12 protein-coding genes are annotated in these 22889 nt (G+C 43.1%); 5 read left to right on the plus strand and 7 right to left on the minus strand.

The annotated features are described in order from the left end of the window. Window positions 1-5: 5 nt before the first annotated feature. Complete coding sequence (locus tag ACFQZS_RS00840) at window positions 6-5141, minus strand: T9SS type A sorting domain-containing protein (protein ID WP_377096245.1); 5136 nt, start codon at window positions 5139-5141, stop codon at window positions 6-8. Between the two features lie 378 nt (window positions 5142-5519). On the opposite strand from ACFQZS_RS00840, the gene ACFQZS_RS00845 reads away from it, so the two are divergent. Continuing rightward, window positions 5520-9200, plus strand: coding sequence for a S8 family serine peptidase (locus ACFQZS_RS00845; protein ID WP_377096247.1), 3681 nt, complete (start codon window positions 5520-5522; stop codon window positions 9198-9200). 121 nt (window positions 9201-9321) lie between these two features. On the opposite strand, the gene ACFQZS_RS00850 is transcribed toward ACFQZS_RS00845, so the two are convergent. After that, the gene (locus ACFQZS_RS00850; RefSeq protein WP_377096250.1) at window positions 9322-9816 is read right to left on the minus strand and encodes a hypothetical protein; all 495 of its coding nucleotides are present in this window, start codon (window positions 9814-9816) and stop codon (window positions 9322-9324) included. A 152-nt stretch (window positions 9817-9968) separates the two neighbouring features. Here ACFQZS_RS00850 and ACFQZS_RS00855 point away from each other — a divergent pair, with 152 nt between their 5' ends. The 3 genes from ACFQZS_RS00855 to ACFQZS_RS00865 all read left to right on the plus strand — a co-directional run bounded on the left by ACFQZS_RS00855 (window position 9969) and on the right by ACFQZS_RS00865 (window position 12035). Further along, window positions 9969-10424 (plus strand): MarR family winged helix-turn-helix transcriptional regulator, encoded by a 456-nt coding sequence (locus ACFQZS_RS00855; RefSeq protein WP_377096253.1) that lies wholly within the window; start codon window positions 9969-9971, stop codon window positions 10422-10424. 109 nt (window positions 10425-10533) lie between these two features. Further along, entirely contained in the window at window positions 10534-11049 is a 516-nt protein-coding gene (locus ACFQZS_RS00860; RefSeq protein ID WP_377096255.1) for an FKBP-type peptidyl-prolyl cis-trans isomerase, read from the plus strand. 59 nt (window positions 11050-11108) lie between these two features. Next, complete coding sequence (locus ACFQZS_RS00865; RefSeq protein WP_377096257.1) at window positions 11109-12035, plus strand: FKBP-type peptidyl-prolyl cis-trans isomerase; 927 nt, start codon at window positions 11109-11111, stop codon at window positions 12033-12035. Here the strand turns inward: ACFQZS_RS00865 and ACFQZS_RS00870 are convergent, their stop codons facing one another. From ACFQZS_RS00870 to dapF, 4 genes are all read right to left on the minus strand, one after another. Continuing rightward, window positions 12036-13346: a cryptochrome/photolyase family protein gene (locus ACFQZS_RS00870; protein ID WP_377096260.1), complete on the minus strand. Its 1311-nt coding sequence runs from the start codon at window positions 13344-13346 to the stop codon at window positions 12036-12038. An 86-nt stretch (window positions 13347-13432) separates the two neighbouring features. Beyond that, window positions 13433-14341 carry a TIGR01777 family oxidoreductase gene (locus ACFQZS_RS00875; RefSeq protein ID WP_377096263.1) on the minus strand — a complete coding sequence of 303 codons (909 nt, stop codon included), beginning with the start codon at window positions 14339-14341 and terminating at the stop codon, window positions 13433-13435. A 73-nt stretch (window positions 14342-14414) separates the two neighbouring features. After that, on the minus strand, window positions 14415-17330 hold the full coding sequence (locus ACFQZS_RS00880; protein WP_377096266.1) for a DEAD/DEAH box helicase: 2916 nt from the start codon (window positions 17328-17330) through the stop codon (window positions 14415-14417). A 178-nt stretch (window positions 17331-17508) separates the two neighbouring features. Beyond that, window positions 17509-18312, minus strand: coding sequence for a diaminopimelate epimerase (gene dapF / locus ACFQZS_RS00885; protein WP_377096269.1), 804 nt, complete (start codon window positions 18310-18312; stop codon window positions 17509-17511). Between the two features lie 172 nt (window positions 18313-18484). Between dapF and ACFQZS_RS00890 the strand changes: the two genes are divergently transcribed. Beyond that, a complete protein-coding gene (locus tag ACFQZS_RS00890) occupies window positions 18485-20062 on the plus strand; it encodes a trypsin-like peptidase domain-containing protein (RefSeq protein WP_377096272.1) in 1578 nt (525 codons plus the stop codon). A gap of 501 nt (window positions 20063-20563) precedes the next feature. Here ACFQZS_RS00890 and tamL read toward each other — a convergent pair. Then, entirely contained in the window at window positions 20564-22861 is a 2298-nt protein-coding gene (gene tamL, locus ACFQZS_RS00895; RefSeq protein WP_377096275.1) for a translocation and assembly module lipoprotein TamL, read from the minus strand. Window positions 22862-22889 lie beyond the last annotated feature (28 nt).

Raw genomic sequence — 22889 nt, forward strand, 5'->3', positions numbered from 1 at the left:
ATTAATTATTGTTTAATGAATTTTGCGGACGCAAGCCTTTTGTTGCTTCCATTATCAATTAACTCTACGGTGTAGGGGCCCGGCAATAATGACGACACGTTTTCTTGCCCCGTTTTAGAACTATGCGAAGATGACCTTACTATGCGGCCCACAGAATTATAAATGGACATAGTTATAGTACCTTTCACATTTTCCTTTATTTCAAATTTTAGAATATCGTTAACCGGATTTGGATAAACACTGAATACAGATCCTCCCGTTTGTTGTTCCACTATAACTATAGTAGAGTAGGTAACCACATCATAGATATCAGTTTGTTTAAGGCGATAATAAACTACCGGGGCAGTTGAAACATCAGTAAAAGTGTAATTTCCGGTTGACGATGAAAGTGAGTTGTTAACGCCCTCAAAAGTTTTATTATCTAAACTTCTCTCTAATTCAAAATAGGTATAGTCGTATTCGTTTTGAGTACTCCATTTTAATACATTATCCCCGATAGAATTTTTTTGTCCGTTAAAAGCTATCAATTTGTATGGAGGCAGTGCCTTTACACTTATAACAACCTCAAAACGGCTGTCTCCAAAAGTTGCAGCATTATTTTTATCAATGTTAAAGTTGTAAGTGCTGTTGGCTCTCAGGTCCAAAGAGTCTTTTTTGTAATTATCTTTCAGCCACACATCGTATTTTTCAGGAATATTATCCAGGCTTATTTTATTTAATGTGAAGAGTCCGCTTGCGTTATCATTAACGCTTAAAGAAACAGATGTTCTTTTCTTATTTAAAGGTTGCGATGCTGTTCCAACCAACTTTTTATCGGCTGTCATTGCGCCTAAAAACACGGTCTGGCCGTTTGCGCTTAAATCGTCGGCGTCTTCGGTGTTCAGGTAGTTTTCGTTATAATCGTTTGAGAAACGTAACAACGTAACGTCATAATTAGCGCTGTCCTGCACCATTTGCAATTGTATGGCACCTTCTTGTTGAGCTATTGGCGAAGTACTCATCAATAATGCTGGTTGGGTCGGAGTTTTCATCGCCTCCGTAAAATTCACATTTCCCGCAACATTAGCTTTGAAGAAAAAGCCCTGCCCACTTGATAGGCTTATACTGGTAACCCCTGGGCCCATGCTGTTACCACTTGGGCTATAAAGATAAAAGAAACCACTGTTGGTCCCGGCAGAAAGTGCTGAGGTTGTAACAGTAATAGCCGAGGGATAGGGATTGCCTAAAAGATTATACCCTGTACCGGTAGCTGTTACCGCATAACTAAAGTTTTGTTGGTTAATATTACCCGTTTGTAAACCCACCACTCCTGCTTCCGGTGTAGCGAAGTTTCCGCTCGTGCGAACGAGTTTACTAAGCGCGCTGGTATTATTCCCCCTAAAATAAAAATAGAATCCCTGCCCGGCCTTACTGGTAGTGGACCCAAATGTAGTAGGTATAGTGAAACTACCGGCACCAGTATTGCTGTAAAATAAAATAGTTGGGCCGTTAGCTGTATAGCCACCTGGTTGATCCCAACCGCTTCCGCTTCCGCCGGCACCTGTTATTATCAAATTGGTTTTTAAACTGGTAAAGTCTGATACTGTACTGCTGGTCGGCGGAACAGCAGTTCCGGCGGTGTTTACAGGGAAACTCATTAATCGCCACCCTCTGTTGCTTAAAGCGCCCCCGGTAAAATAGCGCTCAACTGTTACGTTGCCGGTTACCCTTGCAGCCGCACCCGTCGCGATTTGAGCGATAGATGCCGTTCCGCTGGCGTCTGATTTAAGGGTAAGTTTACCCGCGGCAGCTAATATGGCCGTTCCTGCTAAAGTTACAACCCCGCTGCTCTTAATATTAAATGTACCGGCACCACCCAAAGTTTTGGTGCCCGACGTACTGACGGTTAAATTATTAAACGTAACCGGCGTTGTGGTGTTGGCGTTACTGATGGCTTGATTGCCGCCCGCCGTAAAATTAACTGCTCCGCCGGTTGCTGTATACGTTGCCGAAGCACCATTGGAAAAGCTATTCGGAAAATTTATTGTGCCACCTGAAGGGGAAGATGTACCGCTGTTGGTAAAAGTGCTGGCAAAGTTTACAGTTCCGCCACTGGGTGAAAATGTGCCGCTGTTGGTAAATGCGGCAGTAACATTAAGTGTACCGCTTGAAGTTTGGATTATTCCTGTTGAGCTGTTTGTAAGCGTACCTGTAAAAGTAGTTGTACCGGAACTTGTATTATTAAAGGTACCCGTGTTGTTAAGAGTACTGGAAAACGTACTTGCCCCTGTTCCTGTCTGATTAATTGTTCCTGAATTCGTAGCACCATTAGTTACTGATAAGGTGCCTGCATTACTCAGGATACTCGCGTTAGAAAACGCTCCGCCATTGGTAATATTTAAAGTGGAACCGGAAGGAATAGTTGAGGTGCCGCCAGATATAATAACATCACTATTACTGTTGCCGCCGGTTATAACACCTGTAGTGCTGTTTGAAACCGTAATGCCACCTGAAATGGTTAGGGTTCTGGCGTTGCTCAATGTTATCGTCGGCGAATTGTTTGATCCGAACCAGAGCTTGCTAATGCTGGTATTAGAACCAATAGTTGGCTGGGCAGATGCCTGCTGATAAGCAACTACGCCAACCCGAAGCTGGTCATACTGGCCGGGAGTGGTAGACACAGTTCCATTATTTAAATTTCTGTAATTACTGGTGGTAGTAAAGGAATTGTCGGTTATACCAACCCAGTCGTACGTAAGCCCTACGTTAAATACCTGTCCATCTGTAACATTATTAGGGCTTGAGGTTCCGCCACCCGTATACCTAATAGAAGCATTCGTTGGCGAGGTAGAGAATCCGTATTTAATTGTACCGCTTGCCGAGGCATTGACGTTATTGTAATCGCCCACTAAAAAATAGTAATAGGTAGTTGGTGTTAAATTGGTGCTAAATGATTCACTTACAGTAGCACTTACGTAAGCAGGTTGCCAACTTAATGCTGCGGTATTTACTACCGTTGAAGTGCCAATTGAAAAATTAGGTACGGTAGACCGGTAAAGTGTTCCGCCGGTATTAAAAAATGTATTGGCGGTTCCGGTACTCGGGATGTTAAACTCTGAAATAGTGGTGGTGCCGGTTACATCAAGTTTAAAGCCGAAAAGAACAATGCCTGTTTGCCCGTATTGTAAGGCGCCTTGCGTAATGCCGTTAGCAACAGAATTATTACCTGTTAATACAAATGTAGGTGGCGGCACAGCAAACGAATAATAGTATTGATATATGTTTTGGCTCATTGATGTACTGGTAGTTACATTCGTCAGAACCGGCTGGAAATTTCCGGAAGTGCCGTAGTATATATCATCTACAGCCAAAAAATAGGACCGGGTAGTGTTTGAAAACGAGTCGTTTATCCCCGTAACCACAATATTACTACCCGAAAAATTGACAGTACCTACCTGTGTAAGTGTACCTGTATAACTGTTGGTTGAGCTTTTATATAGCTTTGCATTGGCAAATACACTAGCCAATGCAGTTGGGACACCATTTGCAGCTATAGTAATACTATTTACTGTGGTGGCTCCTGTAACAGCTACATCTAAACCATAAACCGGCAATGATGTTTGACCGTGAACAAGTGCGCTGTTATTGGCAGTTAAACCATTTGTATTACTGGCTACATTAACAACAGGTTGCGTAATATTGAAAGTATTACCACTTATATTAAAAGTATTAAAGGTTAACGCAGGGGTTGTTTGTGTTAAAGCAACGGAAGCCTGGCTTGCGGTAAAATTAAATGCCGTGCTATTGGTACCACCACCAGAATAGGTAACATCAACAACTAAAAAATAATATTTTGCTGTGTTGGTAATTGATTCGCTTAAACTGGTAAAGTTGATGAACGCACCGCTTACACTACCGCTACCTAACAGGGTTAATGAACCTGTAGTATAATTATTTGTAGTACTTCTGTAAAGCTTAGCACCGCCGTAATAGGTAGATAAGCTTGAATTATTACTGTTTATATTTATTTGATTAATTGTAGCAGCACCAACGGTTGCAGACAAACCAAAACCAAACACGGCTTTACCCGTTTCGCCCGGATAAACAGTTGCTCCGGCCAAGCCATTTTGCTCAGAGGTCATAGCAAGCGCTGCGCTGTTAACGTTGTACGTATAGCCAGATGCTGTGAAATTGTTATAGTTAGTTGGTGTACTGGTTGTTACCGCGTTGCTGCTTTGATTATAGGCAAAATTAAATTGTACATTAACAGGGAGCGAGCCCGAAACAGAACAATCTGCTACCAGCCAATAATACTTACTGTTACCCGACGTAATAGTTTGGTTTAGCCCTGTAAAATTAACATAGCTACCGCTTGCTGATACCGTACCCAGAGAGGTACTGCCGGTAAAAGTATTTGAAGTGTTTGTATATAGCGTAAAATTTGTAAAGTAATTAGACAATGTGGCCAGGTTACTGTTTATGCGGAAGGCAGTATAAGTTGAACTAGCTGCAGAAGTATTTTTAACGCTAAACGCAAATAACTTTAACGCTGTTGTGTTGTTTGTTATCACCGTAGATGACGGTGTTAGATCCGTCGTTTCATTAGCAATTACAACCGGGTAGGGTGAACCACCGTTATAGTTGTACCCTTGACCGCTATAAAATTGGGTGTTATAATTATTCCCGTTTATATCTGTAGCCAAAGCTGAACCGTATGGTATAACTACCTGCATGTAAGTATTAGGTGCACTTATAGCGTCAGCAACTAAATAATAGTAGTTGGTTGTATTGGTTATAGTTTCGGTAAAGTTATTTATGGTAATTGTGGTGCCGTTAAAAATTACGTTGCCAACTGGTGTTCCTGGTGTACCCGAAGAAAATGTAGCGGTAGGGCTTCTGTATAATATACCGTTGCCCAGGTAAGAGTTACTGGAGTTATCGCTCGTCAGGTTGTACTGTTTGAACGTAACGCTACCCCCACTTACTTGTACGTTAAAACCAAATACCGCAACATGCGATCCTGAAACAATTGGGTTAGTAGAGGTTAAACCGCCGCCAAATGCAGAAAGTGTTACCGTTTGTGCTACTACAACATTGGCGCAACACAAGCATCCAAAAAAAAGGGCTACGGCAGAAAAATTTAATAGTAGTTTTTTTATCATAAACGGTATTGACCGTTAAAAATAGCAAAAATAATGCTGGCATAGTTTTTAGTTCCAAAAAACCACCTGTTGTTGTTGTATTTACAACAGCAAGGTAAAAGTTTACCTATAAAGCACATTTTAAGGGTTTTTTGCACAATTGTGTTAAACGAAAATAAATATGAAAACGCTTGGCGCAATGGGTATTTTTTTACCCAAATTGCGTTATTTATTCCCCGGAAATAGCTACTATTTAAGTGTTATAAAATTTCTTAATCTGGCTAAAAATGCAGAAACTTGTTAATTACCGTTTAATTAGATTTGCGGTTAACGAGTTGTATGATTAAATGTTATGTTGGGCTTTGCCTTTTTATTTGTTGTGTTTTATTTAAGCCGGCAATGGCCCAGCGAGCGCTTGTGACAGAAGCCGCCAGACTGCAACTTAACGGGATTGCTGCCGATGCCGGTAACAAGTTTTTGGTGCAAAAACAACGTGCATTAGCGCTGGCACCAAACAGGGGATGGGCAGTTACCCGGCAGATTCCAAACGGCGGCTTAGTTTCCCTTCAGGGCGTTGATTCATTAGGATTTCCGATATATCTGATTACGCATAACAATACCATTGCGGCGGCTACAACCGGAACCAATCAGGTGCAGCCAGGTGGGGCATTGGGTTTAAACTTAAGCGGATCAAGCGCTTTTTTAAATAATAAATGGGCCATTTGGGATGGTGGACGGTTTTTAAGTACCCACCAGGAGTTTGCCGGAAAAACCATCACATTTGGTGATAACGGATCGGTCATAGATCATGCAACGCATGTGGCAGGCATGCTGATGGCCAAAGGTGTTTACGCGCCGGCGCGCGGTATGGCCTTTAATGCCAACACTATTTCGTCATACGATTTTGATAACGATGTTGCTGAAATGAGTGCTGCAGCGCCCAATTTGCTGTTATCCAATCACTCCTACGGAGAAATTGTGGGCTGGAACTATAATTCTACAGATCTGAGATGGGAATGGAACGGTTTACCGGGAGATAATGTTGATTACAAATTTGGTTTTTACAGCACGCGCACGCGCGATTTTGATAAGATAGCCTACAACGCCCCGTATTATTTAATTGTAGAATCGGCCGGTAATAGCCGCGATGAGAACGGGCCCGCAGTTGGCCAAACCTATTACGGATATGCAAGTGCTAGCAACCAAAGCTTTGTAAATAAAGGGCCGCGCCCGGCATCAATAAGTAGCAACAACGGCTATGATATTGTAAGTACTACTGCAACCGCCAAGAACATACTCACTATAGGTGCCATTAACCCATTACCGTTTGGCCCAACAACAAGCAGTGACATAAGCATAGCAAGTTTTAGCAGCTGGGGCCCAACGGATGACGGGCGTATAAAACCCGATCTGGTTGGTGATGGCGTAAATGTTACCTCAACCAGCAGCAATAGCGTAACATCGTATAGCCCCCTGTCGGGCACCTCTTTCTCGGCACCTAATGTAACCGGGTCGTTGTATTTACTGCAAGAGTATTATGCCCAGAAAAATGCGGGTAATTTTATGCGGGCCGCTACTTTAAAAGGCTTGGCATGCCATACCGCGTTTGATGCAGGTAACGCCGGCCCGGATTATGTTTATGGCTGGGGCCTGTTGAATATGCCCAAAGCCGCGCAGGCAATTACAGACAATGGCGTTAAAAGCAACATAAGCGAGCAAACGCTTGCGCAAGGGCAGCAACAAACGTTTACAGTAACCGCGTCGGGCAATGGTGTATTGATGGCAACAATCTCATGGACAGATGTTCAGGGTACACCAACAGCCGATGGGACGATCAATAGTCGTACACCTAAATTGGTAAATGACCTGGATATTCGCATTACTGATGGCACAACGGTATTTCGCCCATGGGTACTTGATCCCTCGCAGCCTGCTTTAGCCGCAACATCCGGAGATAACGTAGTTGATAATATTGAGCAGATCTATATACCCGGAGCGCGGCCAGGTAAAACTTACACCATAACCGTATCGCATAAAGGAACGCTGCAAGGCGCGCAGCCATATTCAATAATAATTACAGGTATTGGCGGTACCGCTTATTGCGCTTCGGCACCCGCTTCATCTGCGGATTCGCGTGTTAACCAGCTAACCTTATCTAACGTAAATTATACCGCGGCTTCGGGATGCACATCCTACACAGATAATACGGCATTAACTGTACAGTTAGAGCGTGGCAAAACTTATCCGTTAAATTTAACGCTGGGTACTTGTGGCAATAATTTTAACAAAGCCGCCAAAGTTTTTATTGACTGGAACGGCAACGGTGTTTTTGAAACTGATGAGTTGGCAGCTACAAGTAGTATTATTAACGGTACAGCCACTTTTAATGGTACTATCACCGTACCCGGCACCGTAATACCCGGCAACTATAGTTTAATGCGCATCGTGTTGGTAGAAACTAACGACGCATCATCCATACAAGCCTGTGGCACATATGCAAAGGGCGAAACACAGGACTACCGCGTTCAATTTTTACAAACAGGTATTGACGCAGGTATAACATCCATCGTAAACCCTCAAACATCGGGCACGTGTAATGGTACAACGCTTGTAACTGTAAAGATCAAAAACTTTGGAGGTACAGCAGCCAGTAATATCCCGGTTACGGTAACCGTTAAAGACGCGAACAATGTTACAACTACCTTTAACGAAACCTATCCCGGCACGCTGGCGCCCCTGGCCGAAGATAATTTTACGCTCAACAGCACTTTTAACGCCGCATCGGGCGGAACTTATACCATTACAGCTTCAACAAGCTTAGCCAATGACATTATTTTAGCTAATAACAGCGCGTCTGTGGTTACACAAACACTTGTTTCTCCGCCGCCAACCGCTCTTTCGGCAGTGTATTGTATAGATACGAAGAAGTATTTGTTAAACGGTGCCGGAAACGGGCAGCTGTTTTGGTATTTAAATGTAAATGATGCCGTACCATTTGCTTACGGGCAAAATGTTAGTACCGGTCAGGTGCCGGTAAATGGCACTTATTACGCGGGTTTAAATGATTTTAAAGCTTCTGTAGGCCCCGCTACAAAAAATGTATTTTCAGGAGGCGGTTATAATCAGTTTACGCCATCTGTTTATGTAACTACGGCTGTACCGGTTATAATACAAAGCGCACGCTTATACGTAGGTAACTCAGGTTTAATAACCTTTAATGTAAGCAATAGTAACGGGCAAATAGTATCTACTAAAACCATAAATGCTGCTGCTACACGAAACAACCCCGCGCCGGGTGAGTTAGCTAATGACCCCAACGATCAGGGCAGGGTTTACAACCTTAACCTTTCCTTGCCTGCTGCCGGTAAATATACTGTAAGCGTTGTTTTTGATGCGAACGCAACGCTATTCCGTAATAATAGCGGCGTTACAGGCTATCCTTTCAAAGTAGGCTCAATATTTAGCATATCGGGTAATGATGTCACACCTCCATCGGGTAGCGATACAACGTACTATAAGAACTTCTACTATTATTTCTACGATATGCAGGTGCAAAGTATCGGCTGCGCGTCTGATCAGCGTGTTGCCGTTGGTTTATCTAAACCTGTTATAACACAAACGTCCACCACAACATTAAGTTCAAGTGCGGCTACAGGAAACCAATGGTATTTAGATGGAAAACTAATAGACGGCGCTACTGCTAAAACATTTAACCCTGTTCAAAGCGGTAATTATACCGTTAGTGTGGTGTTAAACAGCGGATGTACTACATTATCTGACAATTTTGCATTTGCATTGAAGGCGATAAATCCTGACAAGAATACCGAGATTGGATTGGCCACTTTCCCGGTGCCGGCAAGCAAATTTTTAAATGTTTTATTTGAATCAAAAACGCCTGAGCAACTTAATCTATACCTGATAAACAGCGCCGGAAAGATTGTTTTTACTGACACCAAAACTATAGCTGCCGGTAGTTTCAGCACTACAATAGATGTATCACACCAGGCGCCCGGCACTTATACAGTAAGGGTAGTGCTTGGGCAAAAGGATTACAGCCACAAGGTGATTATAGCACGTTAAGGATTTCGGATTTCGAATGTTCGATTTCGGATTTATAAATAAAGTAAAAGAATAAAGAGTTACAATAAAATGCGCCAGACCAGTAATTCAGAATCCGAAATCGAACATTCGAAATCCGAAATTAGAAGGTGTATTTTACTCCTAACCCGGGTGCGATGTCAAAAAATGGCCCCCTGGCTAATTCAACCCGCGGATTAAGATCAAGACTAACCGCTATCGGCGATTTTGGAATAACATACTCCAAACCTAATACACCATCTGCGCCTACCAACAAACTGGCATCGTAATATTTATGGTTTGTGCCGGCAAAAAACGTACTTTGGCCTCGTCCAACAGAGCCAAAGTGCGCACCAAAGCCGTAATAAAATTTAAGCTTGTCTAAATTGAAAGCAGGTTGATGGATCTCATAAAGGCCTGTAACTACCACGCCACTGTTGCGAAAACCCACTATACCCTCAAGGGCAACATTGCTCTGCATAAAATACTTGCCTGATACGCCGCTCTCATACCCTCCAAATTTTAAGCCCGCGGCCCATTTGTAATCCTGGGCGCTGCCGCGCTTACTTGTAACTAAAAACGAAATGAAAATTGCTAAAAAGTAAATTGTTTTTTTCATGTGTATTATAACGGCTCTTTGTGTAATTTATGCTTTGCTCTAAAAAAATAAATCGACGCGTGTTAACGCGTTGCTTTTACGGGGCGATGTTAAAACGGCGCATTTTCGATAAAAATACTTACCATTGCAATACGCAAATTGTATTATTTATAATGGCCGGTAACATCAGACAGCACGAAACTATTGATTATTTATTGAAGATTGTTTGGCAAACTATGGCCAATAAATACAACCTTATTGTTGCTGATTTTGGTATAACCCAGTCAATAGGTTATTTGCTGATCAACATTGATGAGCACGAAGGTACAACTGTATCTCAGGCTGCCGCCCTGCTTGGTTTAAAATCAACCAGCCTTTCGCGAATGCTGAATCAATTAGAACAGAACGGACTTATTTACCGCGAGCTGAACAAGGGCGACAGGCGATCGGTAAAAATTTATTTAACCCCTCTGGGTATTGAAAAGCGCAAACAGGCGCGTGTAGTGGTAAAGCAGTTCAATAATTATCTGAACAAGCATATTAATGAGGGCGACAGGGAATACCTGATGAATATGCTGAAAAAGATAAATAAGCTTACGTTGAATTATAAGCCCGAAGATCTGTTATAATAGTAACATAGTACAGATTTATGCGTTATTACTGCTGGTAAATGTTAAAAAGTGTTAACCCGCGGTTTTTGCGATATAAAAGAATAAATTTGCACTCTGGAAAATTGAGATGAACAGGCTGGCAATAATAATATTGGTATTGTTTTTTTGCTTCACTGCCTGCAAAAAATCTGACGTGGGTTCTGCTGCAGAAAAAGCGCAGGCTGCTATTGATGATAAGATAATAAGTGACTACCTGGCAGCTAATCCGGGTCTGGCGGCTAAAAAAATTGATACTACCGGTGTTTACTACATTGTAAATGACCCTGGTACAATTAATGTTATTTTTACCACCTCGACCAGAATTACAGTTGGATATACCGGCAGGCTTTTAACCACCGGAGAAAAATTTGCCGAGTCGGGTGCGTTTAATCCCACTTTTGCGCTTGGCGAGGTAATACGTGGCTGGAAGGTGGGGATCCCGCAGATAAAAAAAGGCGGATCGATACGATTGCTTTTACCTTCGCGGTATGCTTATGGCCCGTATGCGCAGCCTCAGTTAGGTATAGCCTTCGGTTTAAAAGAGGGCCTGCCGGGCAATTCAGTGCTTGATTTTGATATCAGCCTGTACGATGCTGTAAATTGATAATACTAATGAACGGAACCCGGAGCGATATGCTCAATGGGGGCCGGTAATAATAACAAATGAAAAAAATAATTCTCTCGCTTTTAATTGCAGTTGTTGCGGGCTTCGTGTCTTGCCGCAAAACAGACACCGATGTGGATATTAACCAATACGACGACGAACAAATACAAGCTTATATTAAGACTAACGGTATAACCGGTATGCAAAAAGACGCATCCGGGGTGTATTATAAAGTGTTAAAGACGGGCACAGGAAGCCGCTTTCAGTATTCAGACAGCGTAGGCTTTGTTTATACGCTGCATAGTTTTGACGGGCAATATGCATCGGTAGATACTATCGCTAACCATTATACAGGCTATCTTGGTCATATTTCAGAAGCTACGTATCCTTTATCCCTGCAGACGGCTATTTATGAGCTTGTTAAAAATTACGGAGGTAAGATCAGATTGCTAATACCATCGCACCTTGCTTATGGAGCAAAAGGTATAGGAACCGGTAGTAGTACTACGGTTAACGTCAGGATAGCCGGCAATCAATGCCTTGATTATTATATTAACGTTATGAATAATCAACCGGGAGACAATCAAAATACCTATGATGATCTGGTGATAAAAAATTATTTGGCGGCTAAGGGGCTCACCGGCTATCAGAGAACATCGTCCGGTTTGTACTATCTTATTACAAGGCCCGGCGTTGGTACTACACCTGTTACAAACAACTCTTATGTAAACTGTTTTTATACAACCGGGCTACTAAACGGCTTAATGGTTGACCAGAACAACGATGCCCCCGGCGCTCAATTAGAAGTTCCTGAAGTAATTACGGGTATAAGGGAGGCTTTTAAAAGCCTGGCCACTACCGGCGCAAAAATGACCATTATCATGCCATCATCATTAGCGTATGGACAGATGGGGGTAAAAGCAAACAATATACCGGGTAACAGCTGTTTACGATTTGATGTACAAGTTTTAAACGTTACGCCATAATTATTTACTTAGCGCGGTTTTAAAAGCTTTAAGGCAGCGCTCGCGTGCAAAAGCATGATCAATAATGGGTTTTGGATATTTGCTGAAGTCGGCATATTCCGGAACCCATTTTTTTATGTATTTTAAATCCGGATCAAATTTTTTTGTTTGCGCATCGGGGCTGAATATCCTGAAGTAGGGTGCCGCATCAGTACCGCATCCGGCGGCCCATTGCCAGCCGCCCACGTTGCTGGCCATTTCGTAATCCAATAGTTTTTCGGCAAAATAGCGCTCTCCCCAGCGCCAGTCTATCAGCAGGTGCTTTGATAAAAAGCTGGCAGTAAGCATGCGGATGCGGTTGTGCATAAAGCCCGTTGCATTCAATTCGCGCATGCCGGCATCAACCAAAGGGTAGCCGGTTTGGCCGTTGCACCAGGCTTCAAACTGATCTTCGTTATTTATCCATATTATCCTGTCATATTCCGGCCTAAAGGCATGGTTAATAGTATGCGGAAAATGATGCAATATCATCATATAAAATTCCCTCCAAATCAACTCATTCAGCCAGGTTTTCTCGGTAGTGCTATTTGCATCGGCTACCAATTGCCTTATGCTAACAGTACCAAAACGCAGGTGAATGCCAATATGCGATGTGCCTTTTAAGGCCGGGAAATCCCTTGTTTCTGCGTAATCTTCAATAATATTCCGATAGGTCTTTGCCGGAATGGATTGATCATTCTTTGCAAAACCCAGCGACTTTAACGACGGGAGCGGTAAAGCTTTAGTTTGATGCAGGTTTTTAAGGTATCTGTTTGTGGGGTAGGATTTGAGGTAAAAATCATTCAACTTATCTTTCCATTTACGGCTATAAGGTGTAAATACCGTGTAGGGTTTTCCATCATCCTTTGTCACCTCTCCCTTTTCAAAAATTACCTGATCTTTAAAAGTTTTAAAGGCTACCTTATGTTTGGCCAGGAGAGCCGCGATATCTTCATCACGTTTTTTTGCATAGGGTTCGTAATCATGGTTAGCGTAAACTTCCTTTACGTCGTATTTTGCCAGCACCTGTTCCCATGCTCTTGCCGGAGTGTTATGCAGCACCAGCAGACTGCTGTGGTGTTTTTGCAGTTCATCGTTCAGATGGTCGATAGTATCATATATAAATCCTACACGCGCATCCTTTTTATCGCTTAATTTATCTAAAATCTCGTTGTCAAAAATAAAAAGGCACAAAACAGGATATTCGCTTTTTAAAGCATGATATAAACCCGCGTTATCATCTAAACGCAGGTCGCGTCGAAACCAGAAGATATTTATTTTTTCTTTTGTCATTGATTTAAAGAGGGGGGCTCAAGTCTGGCGTGAACCCCCAAGAGCCCTGTGAGCCCCCGTGAGCCCCCGTGAGCCACCTGTAATATTTACTTTCTATAAATATCTTTTAATGCCCCTGTTAACTCCGGGTAGCTAAAGCTATAACCTGCCGCCTTAATTTTTTTTGCCGATGCGTTTGTACTGCCCAAAACAATGGTTGCCATTTCGCCTAAAGCCAGTTTTAAAGCAAAAGCGGGTACATTAGGTAACCAGAATGGCCTGCTCAGTACTTTAGTTATAGCTTTTGTAAATTGCTTATTAGTAACCGGTTCGGGTGCTACCATATTGAAAACGCCGCTTAGTTCTTCATGGTCAATAGCAAAACGGTACATGTAAACCACATCCTGCTCGTGTATCCAGGGCATCCACTGTTTGCCGCTGCCCAGCGCTGCACCAACACCAAACTTTACAGGCGCGGCTATTTTGGGTAATGCACCGCCTACTTTGCTCAATACCACACCTGTTCTGAATTTTACCACGCGCAAACCCAGTTTTTCGCCTTCGGCAACGGCGTTTTCCCACGCTACGCAGCAGGTACCCATAAAATCATGCGCCGGCGCGCAGGTTTCGGTCATTACATCATTGCCGCGGTCGCTGTAATAACCTACTCCTGATGCTGATACAACCGTTTTAACATTATGCGGATTCTTCTTCAATACCTCATAAACCAAAGCGATGGATTTAGTACGGCTTTCTATGATCTCTTTCTTGCGCTCTTCCGTCCAGCGTTCATCAGCAATGCCGTTGCCGGCCAGGTGGACGATGGTATCTACACCATCAATACAATGCTCATCTATCTCCCCTTTTTTAACATCCCACAAATAAGTGGCAACACGGGCATCAGTACCGGGTTTTCTGCTTAAATGGCTAACAGTGTAACCCTTGCTCAGTAAATACTCAGTTAGTTGTTTACCAACAAGGCCCGTACCGCCGGTTATTAACACGTGTTTGCTCATAAAACATTTTTCAATAAAGATAACAAGAAAGAGGCGATGGTGTTTGGCGTTACGCTTTGCGGTTGTTGAGTTTTTACCCCAATATCTCCTTAATATCTTCCGCCGTAAGCGATTTAATAAAACTATCCTCTGTGGTGATCAGCGCGCGGGCTACACTTAGTTTGCGCTGTTGCAAGGCCAGTATCTTTTCCTCAACGGTATCTTTGGTGATGAACTTATAGATAAACACGTTTTTGGTTTGGCCAATGCGGTGCGTGCGGTCAATGGCTTGTTGTTCCACTGCCGGGTTCCACCATGGGTCAAGAATAAACACGTAATCAGCTTCGGTTAAGTTAAGGCCAACACCCCCCGCTTTTATAGAGATTAGAAAAACACGGGTGTTTTTATCTTCCTGAAATTGTTTTACCACATCGCCCCGGTTTTGCGTAGCGCCATCCAGATACACGTAAGCAATTTTTTGTTCCTCCATGTAATTGCGGTATATGTTAAGCTGCTTAACAAACTGCGAGAAGATCAAAACCTTGTGCCCACCATTAAGCACTGTTGAAAGCGTATGCGTTACGTTCTCAAACTTGCCCGAGTCGCCTTCGTAATCCTGGTCAATCATTGACGGATGGTTGGCTATCTGGCGCAGCTTGGTTAAACCCTGTAATACCTGTATCTGCGTTTTGGCGAAGGTGCCATCTTCCAAGCTTTTAAGCAACTCGTTGCGATATTCTGATTTTACCTGCTCATAAACCGACGACTGTTCATCGCTCATCTGGCAGTAGAACAAGTTTTCTGTTTTGGGTGGTAGCTCTGTTGCAACCTGCTCCTTAGTGCGGCGCATAACAAAAGGCTTTATCAGCGTTTGTAGTTTGCGGGCCTTGTCCTCGTCTTTTTTCTTTTCAATAGCCGTTACAAACTCATTCTGAAAATACTGTTGCGAACCCAATAATCCCGGGTTGATGAACGACATCTGCGTCCACAGATCATTAACCGAATTTTCAACAGGCGTACCGCTCAATATCAGTTTATACCGCGATTTTAACAATTTGACTGCCTGAAAGGATTTGGACGATGCGTTTTTAATATTCTGGCTTTCGTCTAATATAATGTAGTCGAAGAAATATTCTTTAAGCAAGTCTATGTCTATACGGGTAATGCCATAAGTGGTTATTACCACATCGTAATTAGCAAACACCTCTGCCGATTTATAGCGAAACGTGCCCGTATGCACCATAATACGCAACTGCGGCGCGAATTTTTTTGCTTCGTTAAGCCAATTGTAAATAAGGGAGGTAGGCATTATTATCAGAGATGCGCTTTTACTACTCCCTCGAGCTTCCGCCGCACTTTGGGTTTCAGCATCTTCCTTGTGTTTTTGCAGCAGGGCCAGGGTTTGTATGGTTTTGCCCAGGCCCATATCATCAGCCAGGCAGCCACCAAAATGGTAGTTCTTTAAAAAATGGAACCAGTTGTAACCTGCCTGTTGGTAGTGCCGTAATTGCCCGTTAAAATGCTGTGGCAAGGGCACATCATCCAGTTGCTCAAAGTCTGTTAGCTTTTGCAGCTTGCGGCTCATGGTTACTTCGGCCATTTCGCCTTCGGCAAGGCTGTTTACCAAGCCTATGTGGTGGCGGCGCAATTTTAATTCGCTTTTTCCTTCGCTAAAGTGCAGCAGGTTACCGTATTGCGAGAACCAACTTTCCGGTATAACAGCAATTTCGCCTGATGGCAGCGTAAACTCCTTTTTATGGTTAAGAATATGGTTGCGCAGTTGTATAAACGGAATTTGGTAAGGACCGAAATGCACTACCGCGTGGATATCAAACCAGTCGTTATTTTCCTGCACCTGCAAATCAATTTTGCTTGAGCCAAATACGTAGCGCTTTTGCCCTTCGGGCTGGTCTATTTCAAAACCTTCGTTTACCAATTGCTGATGGTGCTGGTTAAGCCACTCAAATACAGAAAAGGATTGATCATCATCGTCTCTGGCTGATGCCACCTCCAGATTTTGAAACAGCGACGATGCTGTTTTTAATCCTAAGGATTCCAATAGTTGTAATTTGCCCTTTTCCCAGCTTACCGACCGTTTAATGCGATGAAAAGTGTAATCATCCTCCTTACGCTCTATCCGTACGGAAATGTGCCTGCCATCGCCGTAAGGGAAAACATAGCCGGCGTATTTAAAATACAGTTGTAGTTGCGATATGCCACCCTCTATATAAATAGGCTTAAGCACAGGCCGCGCATCATACTTTTCGGTGTTGATGGTAAAGCCTTCGGCATAAACGTTGTGCTTTTCAATAAGTGGGGCCACAAACTTTTCAAAATACGATTGCTCTGAAGATCTGGGTATAGCTATATAACGTTTATTTAAAAACGGCTGCAGTTTTTTCCCCTCTATCTCTTTATCAAAATAATAAAGGGTATCGTCCATCAGCATCCATGCAGGCTGATTGCAGATGATCTCGGCATTTTTGAACATGAATTCAATGCGCATGCCCTTGTATTTAATAGTAGGGAAGTAGCGTATCTCTTCTTCGTTGCGCCTAAAATGGAACAATACCGAGGCCGGTTCTTCCGCAATCTGCAGCTTGCGTTCGGCGGGGTAGCCTTCTTTACTCATCAGGTAAATTTCTTTACCATTCATCAGGTTAAAGGCTTCGGCAAGGCGTTTTTCTATTTTGGGCCTTATGGTCTCAAAAAGCTGTTCGGTAAATACTTTAGCAAAAAATTCAGATGGGCGAATCAGTTTTTTATAGTAGCGCTTTATAACGCTGCCCTGCTCTATTTCTTCCAGCAGTTTGATCAGCTTCAGGTCTGTATCAGCCAGGCAATGACTAAATTCTGTTGCTGTGTTGGAGAATAAACGCTGGTGGGTTAAAGAGAATTCGCCGTTGGGATTAAGTTGAACAATGTGTGGTTCAATAACATAGCCTAAGTATTCATGCTTTGCAATGGCATAAATAATCTGACAAGGTTTTGAACTATCAACACGTAACATAGGCTTCCAACAAAAAATATTTAGAAGCTACATCAACAAAAAATTCAAACGTACTTAGAATTTGGGGGATTTAAAAGTGATTTGAGTTAAATAATTGTTAATAGTAAGGTAAAAGGTAAAAGCTGAAAGGTAAAAGGTAGTTTGGGTAATTAACAGCAATAATGTAACCTTTTGCCTTTTACCTTTCGCCTTTTACCTCAATTTCCACTTCCCCCTCAAAAACCAACTTAGCAGGCCCTTCTAAAAAGATATCAGTAAATGCTTTACCATCATAATCAAAGCGGATGTTCAGATCGCCGCCCAATACTTTAACAGGTGTTTCAATGGTGCCGGTTTGGTTGTTGTGCTGTGCCATGGCTAATGCAACCGCGGTAACTCCGGTACCGCAAGCGTAGGTTTCGTCTTCAACGCCGCGCTCAAAGGTGCGCACAAAGTAGCCCTTGCCTGTGGGTTCAACAAAATTTACATTAATGCCCTTAGCTTTATATGTTTCGTTATTGCGTATGGCGTAACCATCGGTATAAACATCTTTATCTTTCAAACCATCAGCCAGCGTTACATAATGTGGCGAGCCGGTGTTCAATACATAAGCGTCACCATCGCGATTAACAGTATCAACATCAATCATTTGCAGGCTCACCCAATCGCCGCCCGCTGAAATTTTGGCATGGTGCGGGCCATCTACTGCCAAAAAATCGGTTTCCGTGTCAATCACCCCTAAAAATTTTGCAAAGGCCACAATACAGCGCCCGCCGTTGCCGCACATGCTGCTTGGCCGGCCATCGGCATTGTAATAAACCATCTCAAAATCGTAGCCTTCAATATTCTGCAAAAACATCATGCCGTCACCACCAATGCCAAAACGCCTGTCGCATAAATGCGAAATTAACTGAGGATCAGCATGGTTTATCCGTTTATCGCGGTTGTCAACCAAAATAAAATCGTTTCCTGCACCCTGGTATTTATAAAACTGTATTTTCACAATAGTAAAGTTAGTAATGGCGGCGTGTAAACAAGTATTTAAAATGTCAGATTAAATTTTAACATTTTTTAACAAAAGTTACTATAACTTATTGTTGCATTTGCCGTCTATATGGTATTAAATTTGAAGTAAAATTTAAGCAAAGCTAAAAAATATAAAGAGAGTAAATAATATGAAAAAGATAGGTTTAACATTATTGACCGCGTTTGTTGGCGGTGCAATGGCGCTGGGCACTTATAAAGTGTTTGAAAGTAAGTATGCCGATAACATGAGTTTAGAGGAAAAGCAAAATGTATATTTTGCAAACAATAAAGCGTTTGCGGGTATCACATCATCTGCAGGCGAAACAGATTTTACACAGGCTGCGGCGGCGGCAACACCTGCGGTGGTTTACATCCGCACCACGTATGCTGCCAGCACGGATAGCCGCGGCGGTTCTCAGCAGGACATGATGGACCGCATGTTTGGAGATATGTTTGGTCAGCGTGGTGGGCAGCCGCGCCAAAGTAAGCCACGCCAGGCTTCAGGCTCGGGTGTTATTATCTCGCCTGACGGTTATATCGTTACCAACAACCACGTTGTAGCTAAGGCAGATAAAATTGATATCACCCTGAATGATCACCGTGTGTTTACAGCAAAAGTTATCGGTACCGACCCGAATACTGATCTGGCCCTGATAAAGATTGAAGGCACCAACCTTCCGGTTGTTAAATTTGGTAACTCTGACGATGTTAGGGTAGGCGAGTGGGTGTTGGCAGTTGGTAACCCATTTAACTTAACATCAACCGTTACTGCCGGTATAGTGAGTGCTAAGGGCCGCGGTATTGGTATATTAGACCAACAGGGTGATGATGACGATGATGATATGGGTGGTGGTAATCCGTTTGGTATGCGTATGCAAGGTCAGAGCCAGGCTAAAGTTAAACGGGGTATCGAGTCGTTCATTCAGACTGACGCGGCCATTAACCCGGGTAATAGCGGTGGTGCCTTAGTTAATACAAAAGGCGAACTGATAGGCATTAACTCTGCAATCGCTTCGCACACAGGTTCATACGAAGGTTATGGCTTTGCCATCCCAGTTAACATGGCTAAAAAGATTTTAGGTGATATCCAAAAATTCGGTGCTGTTAAACGTGGTTACGTAGGCGTTCAGTTTACTGAGCTTACCGCAGACAATGCAGAATCGCTTAAGGCCAGCAAAACCGTAGGTTTATATGTACAGGAAGTTCTGCCCGGAAGTGGTGGCGAAGCAGCCGGCCTTAAACAAGGCGATATTATCAGCAAAGTTGAAGGTAACACTGTTTACGAATCATCTGATCTTCAGGAAAGAGTTGCACGTTTAGCGCCCGGCGATAAGATAAAACTTACCGTATTACGCGACGGTGCCGCCAAAGACTTTGTTGTAACGCTTAAAGGCGAAGCGCCGGTAGCTAAAAAGACCGAGGTTTCAAAAACCGCAACCGAACTTTATAATAAGTTAGGTGCAAGCTTTACGCCGCTATCTGCAGAGCAAAGAGCTAAATTTAAAGTAAACGGTGGCGTTACAGTAACACAGGTGCGCCGTGGTGGTGTATTTGATGAGTTTGAAGTACCTGTAGGCTCTATTGTTACTAAAATTAACCAGCAGCCTATTAACAGTACGCAAGATATTGATAAGGCTATAACCAATCTTAGAAATGGTAATGTTGTTATAAGCGGATTCTATCCTGATGGTGGTTCATTCACCAACAGCTTTATGGTAGGCCAATAATTATTGATTAGTATAAAATGAGGTAACAGGCTCTCCGGTTTCGGGGGGCCTGTTTGTTGTTTAACCCTTTTAAACTCTTCCGGTAGAGAGAATTTTTATCACGATTTTCGAAAAAGTGAAAGAAAGCTTTAGACGGTGTGTTTTTCCCTCTTGAGCGTTATAGCCCATTATTTTACAAGACGTAGATCATCGTTCGCCTATTGACCAACCCGGCAACGCTACGCTGGTCAACCCTCTCTTTGCCTGTGGCGGAAACAGGCTGAACTTATCGATGTTATTAGCAATTTAGGTGTTTTCTTGTCTGGTGAGACAAAAAAAAGCTCAATTTGCAAGTAACTGAATTTGAGATTATTATGTTAATGTTACAGCTAATTTTCCTGACGAATAAGTAGTCTCACTTTGTCCCAAACGAAAACAACAAGCAGTTAATTATCAGCTTTTTATAAAAAAAACTGTCCCACCCTGTCTCACTTTGTCTCACACCCGCGCGGGACAAACAGTTTAGAACGGATAACCTATAGCAAGGTTAAACACCAGATTCTGACTGCGCCAGGTGCTGTTGCCAAAGTCGATCTGGTTGATCACCCAGCGTTGTCCGTCAGGCAACCAGGGCTTGCGCAGCGGAAAACCCAGATCGGTACGCAACACCAGAACGGTAGCATCAAACCTTAAACCAACACCGGCATCTACCGCTATTTCCTTTAAGAAGGTCTTACCAAATGCTCCACCCGGCAAACCGGCATGCGGCCTTACATTCCAAATATTTCCGGCATCAACAAACACGGCCCCCTGCACTATGCTGAATAATTTGGGCCGCCACTCTACATTCGCCTCTAACTTAATATCACCCGATGCATCAGGCAAAAAACCGGATTTTGAGCGCTGCGCCTCGTCGTAATAATACGTACCCGGCCCAAAGGAGCGCGCCCTAAAGCCACGCAGACTATTGGTACCGGCAATAAAAAACTGCTGGCTGTAAGGCATTATAGTGGAGTTGCCGTAGGGCAAACCGGCGCTAGCTATAAACCGGGCTGCTATAGAGCCTTTGGGGCCCGTTTTATGGTAGAAGCGTAGTTCGTTCTCCAGTTTTACATACTGGTTAAAGGGGGTGCCAAAAATGGTGCTAACCTTACCGGCCAGGGTATCTGCACCGGTTATTAAACCCAGCAAATTAGCCGACAAGCTGATCTTAGTATTAAAATACCATGTATTAGTGCGGTTAGTCTCCATGGTATTAGTATAGGTATAACTATAGCTGGGGCCAAACGTAAGCTGCGGGTCTATAACATGGCCCAGGGTAGGGTTACCTGTTTTATTTATGCTATCGCGATATTGTTTTGTTACATTTTCTGGGCGTACGTAGTTGATGTTGGTAAGGTTAAGATCATGCTGGCGGTGAGCATCTGATTTCCATGAGTACCCAAATGCGCCGTTAAAAGAACTTAATGTATACAGGTTGGTGCGGTTAACCAAGGTGTAGCCCAAAGTTAGATTGGTACGCGGTATATAAGCATTATCGTTCTTTGGATCTTTAGGGCTTATAAAGCGCGGCCATGATAGGGTAGCGGTACCACCTAATTGGTAAACGTTATATCCGCTGTTCTGCCCTGAAAACTGCACATCCGAGCTACCAAAGGCGGTTAGGGTAAGTGTTTCGGCACCTTTAAAGGCGTTACGGTTTTTCCAGTTTACGCTTACCTGTGTACCTGTATAATTGGCAGATGTAGTGCGCCCAAGTACATCAAGCTGGAGTGATTTCTTAGGGTATTTAGTTAAAAAGTAAAATACATCCAGTTTAGACGAATCAGCCGAGACATCCTCAAACCTGTTTTTTACAGACCTGAACGGCCCAAGGTTAATAAAACGGTTGAGGCTGTTAGTGTGCTCGGTGCGATTATAAACTTCGCCGGGCTGCATCAGCACAGTATTTTTAAATGCATAAGGTACAACTGTTTTGGCCGTATCTATTACGTAATACCAACGGTATTTTTCAGCTTTGTTCAGTTTGAGAGATGTATCGCGAAGCGAATAGCTGGGATAGACATATAAATTGTTGATGGTATAAACACGGCGATCCCTATCGGGAGTTGTAGGTTTTACTATCACAAACATATCAACCTGATGGTTTTTTCGGGAGCTGTCAACGCGTGTTTTCAGGTCTTCAGCCTTAAAGTAAAAGAACCCTTTTTCTTTAAGCCTCGCATCAATACGCAGGAACTCTGTTTTTATTACATCCAGGTTGTATTTTTCGCCGGGTTTAAGCAGGGTCTCATCGGCAGTGGAGGCTACCGCGGTATCTAATATGGCGCCTTCCAGCGGAAATGTTACTTTTCTGATCTTATATCCCGGCCCTGGTTGCACTTTGTAAATAGCTTTAGCGGATTGCCCTTTGCTTACTGTATCGCCATTAACAGTTGCCTGGAAGTAACTTACATTCTGTAACCGGCTTTGTAAAATGCTGCTGTTCTTTTCCAAATCAACCTGACTAACCAGTACCGGCGGCTCGCCAAATTTGGTATTTAGCCAGTGCTTTATTCCTGATACTTTGTTGGTACGGGTTTTATTATAGATCCACAATTTAACGCGCAAACCAAATATTGATGCGTTGGGTTTTGGCCTGAGCAAAGATTTAAGATTATCGGTTAGCACTGTGCGTTCGTTTTTGGTTGTATTACTATCTGCAACAATATCCACTTTGGCCCCGGTATACAATTTTTCGTTTTTGGGCAAATACTTGGTATTGCTGCAGGCGTGCAGTGCCAGCGCGAAAATTAAAAAGTATCTTAATTTTTTTATCATAGATCAAACCATCCTTTTACGCCTTACG

This window comes from Mucilaginibacter calamicampi (assembly GCF_042676765.1).
Taxonomy (GTDB): domain Bacteria; phylum Bacteroidota; class Bacteroidia; order Sphingobacteriales; family Sphingobacteriaceae; genus Mucilaginibacter; species Mucilaginibacter calamicampi.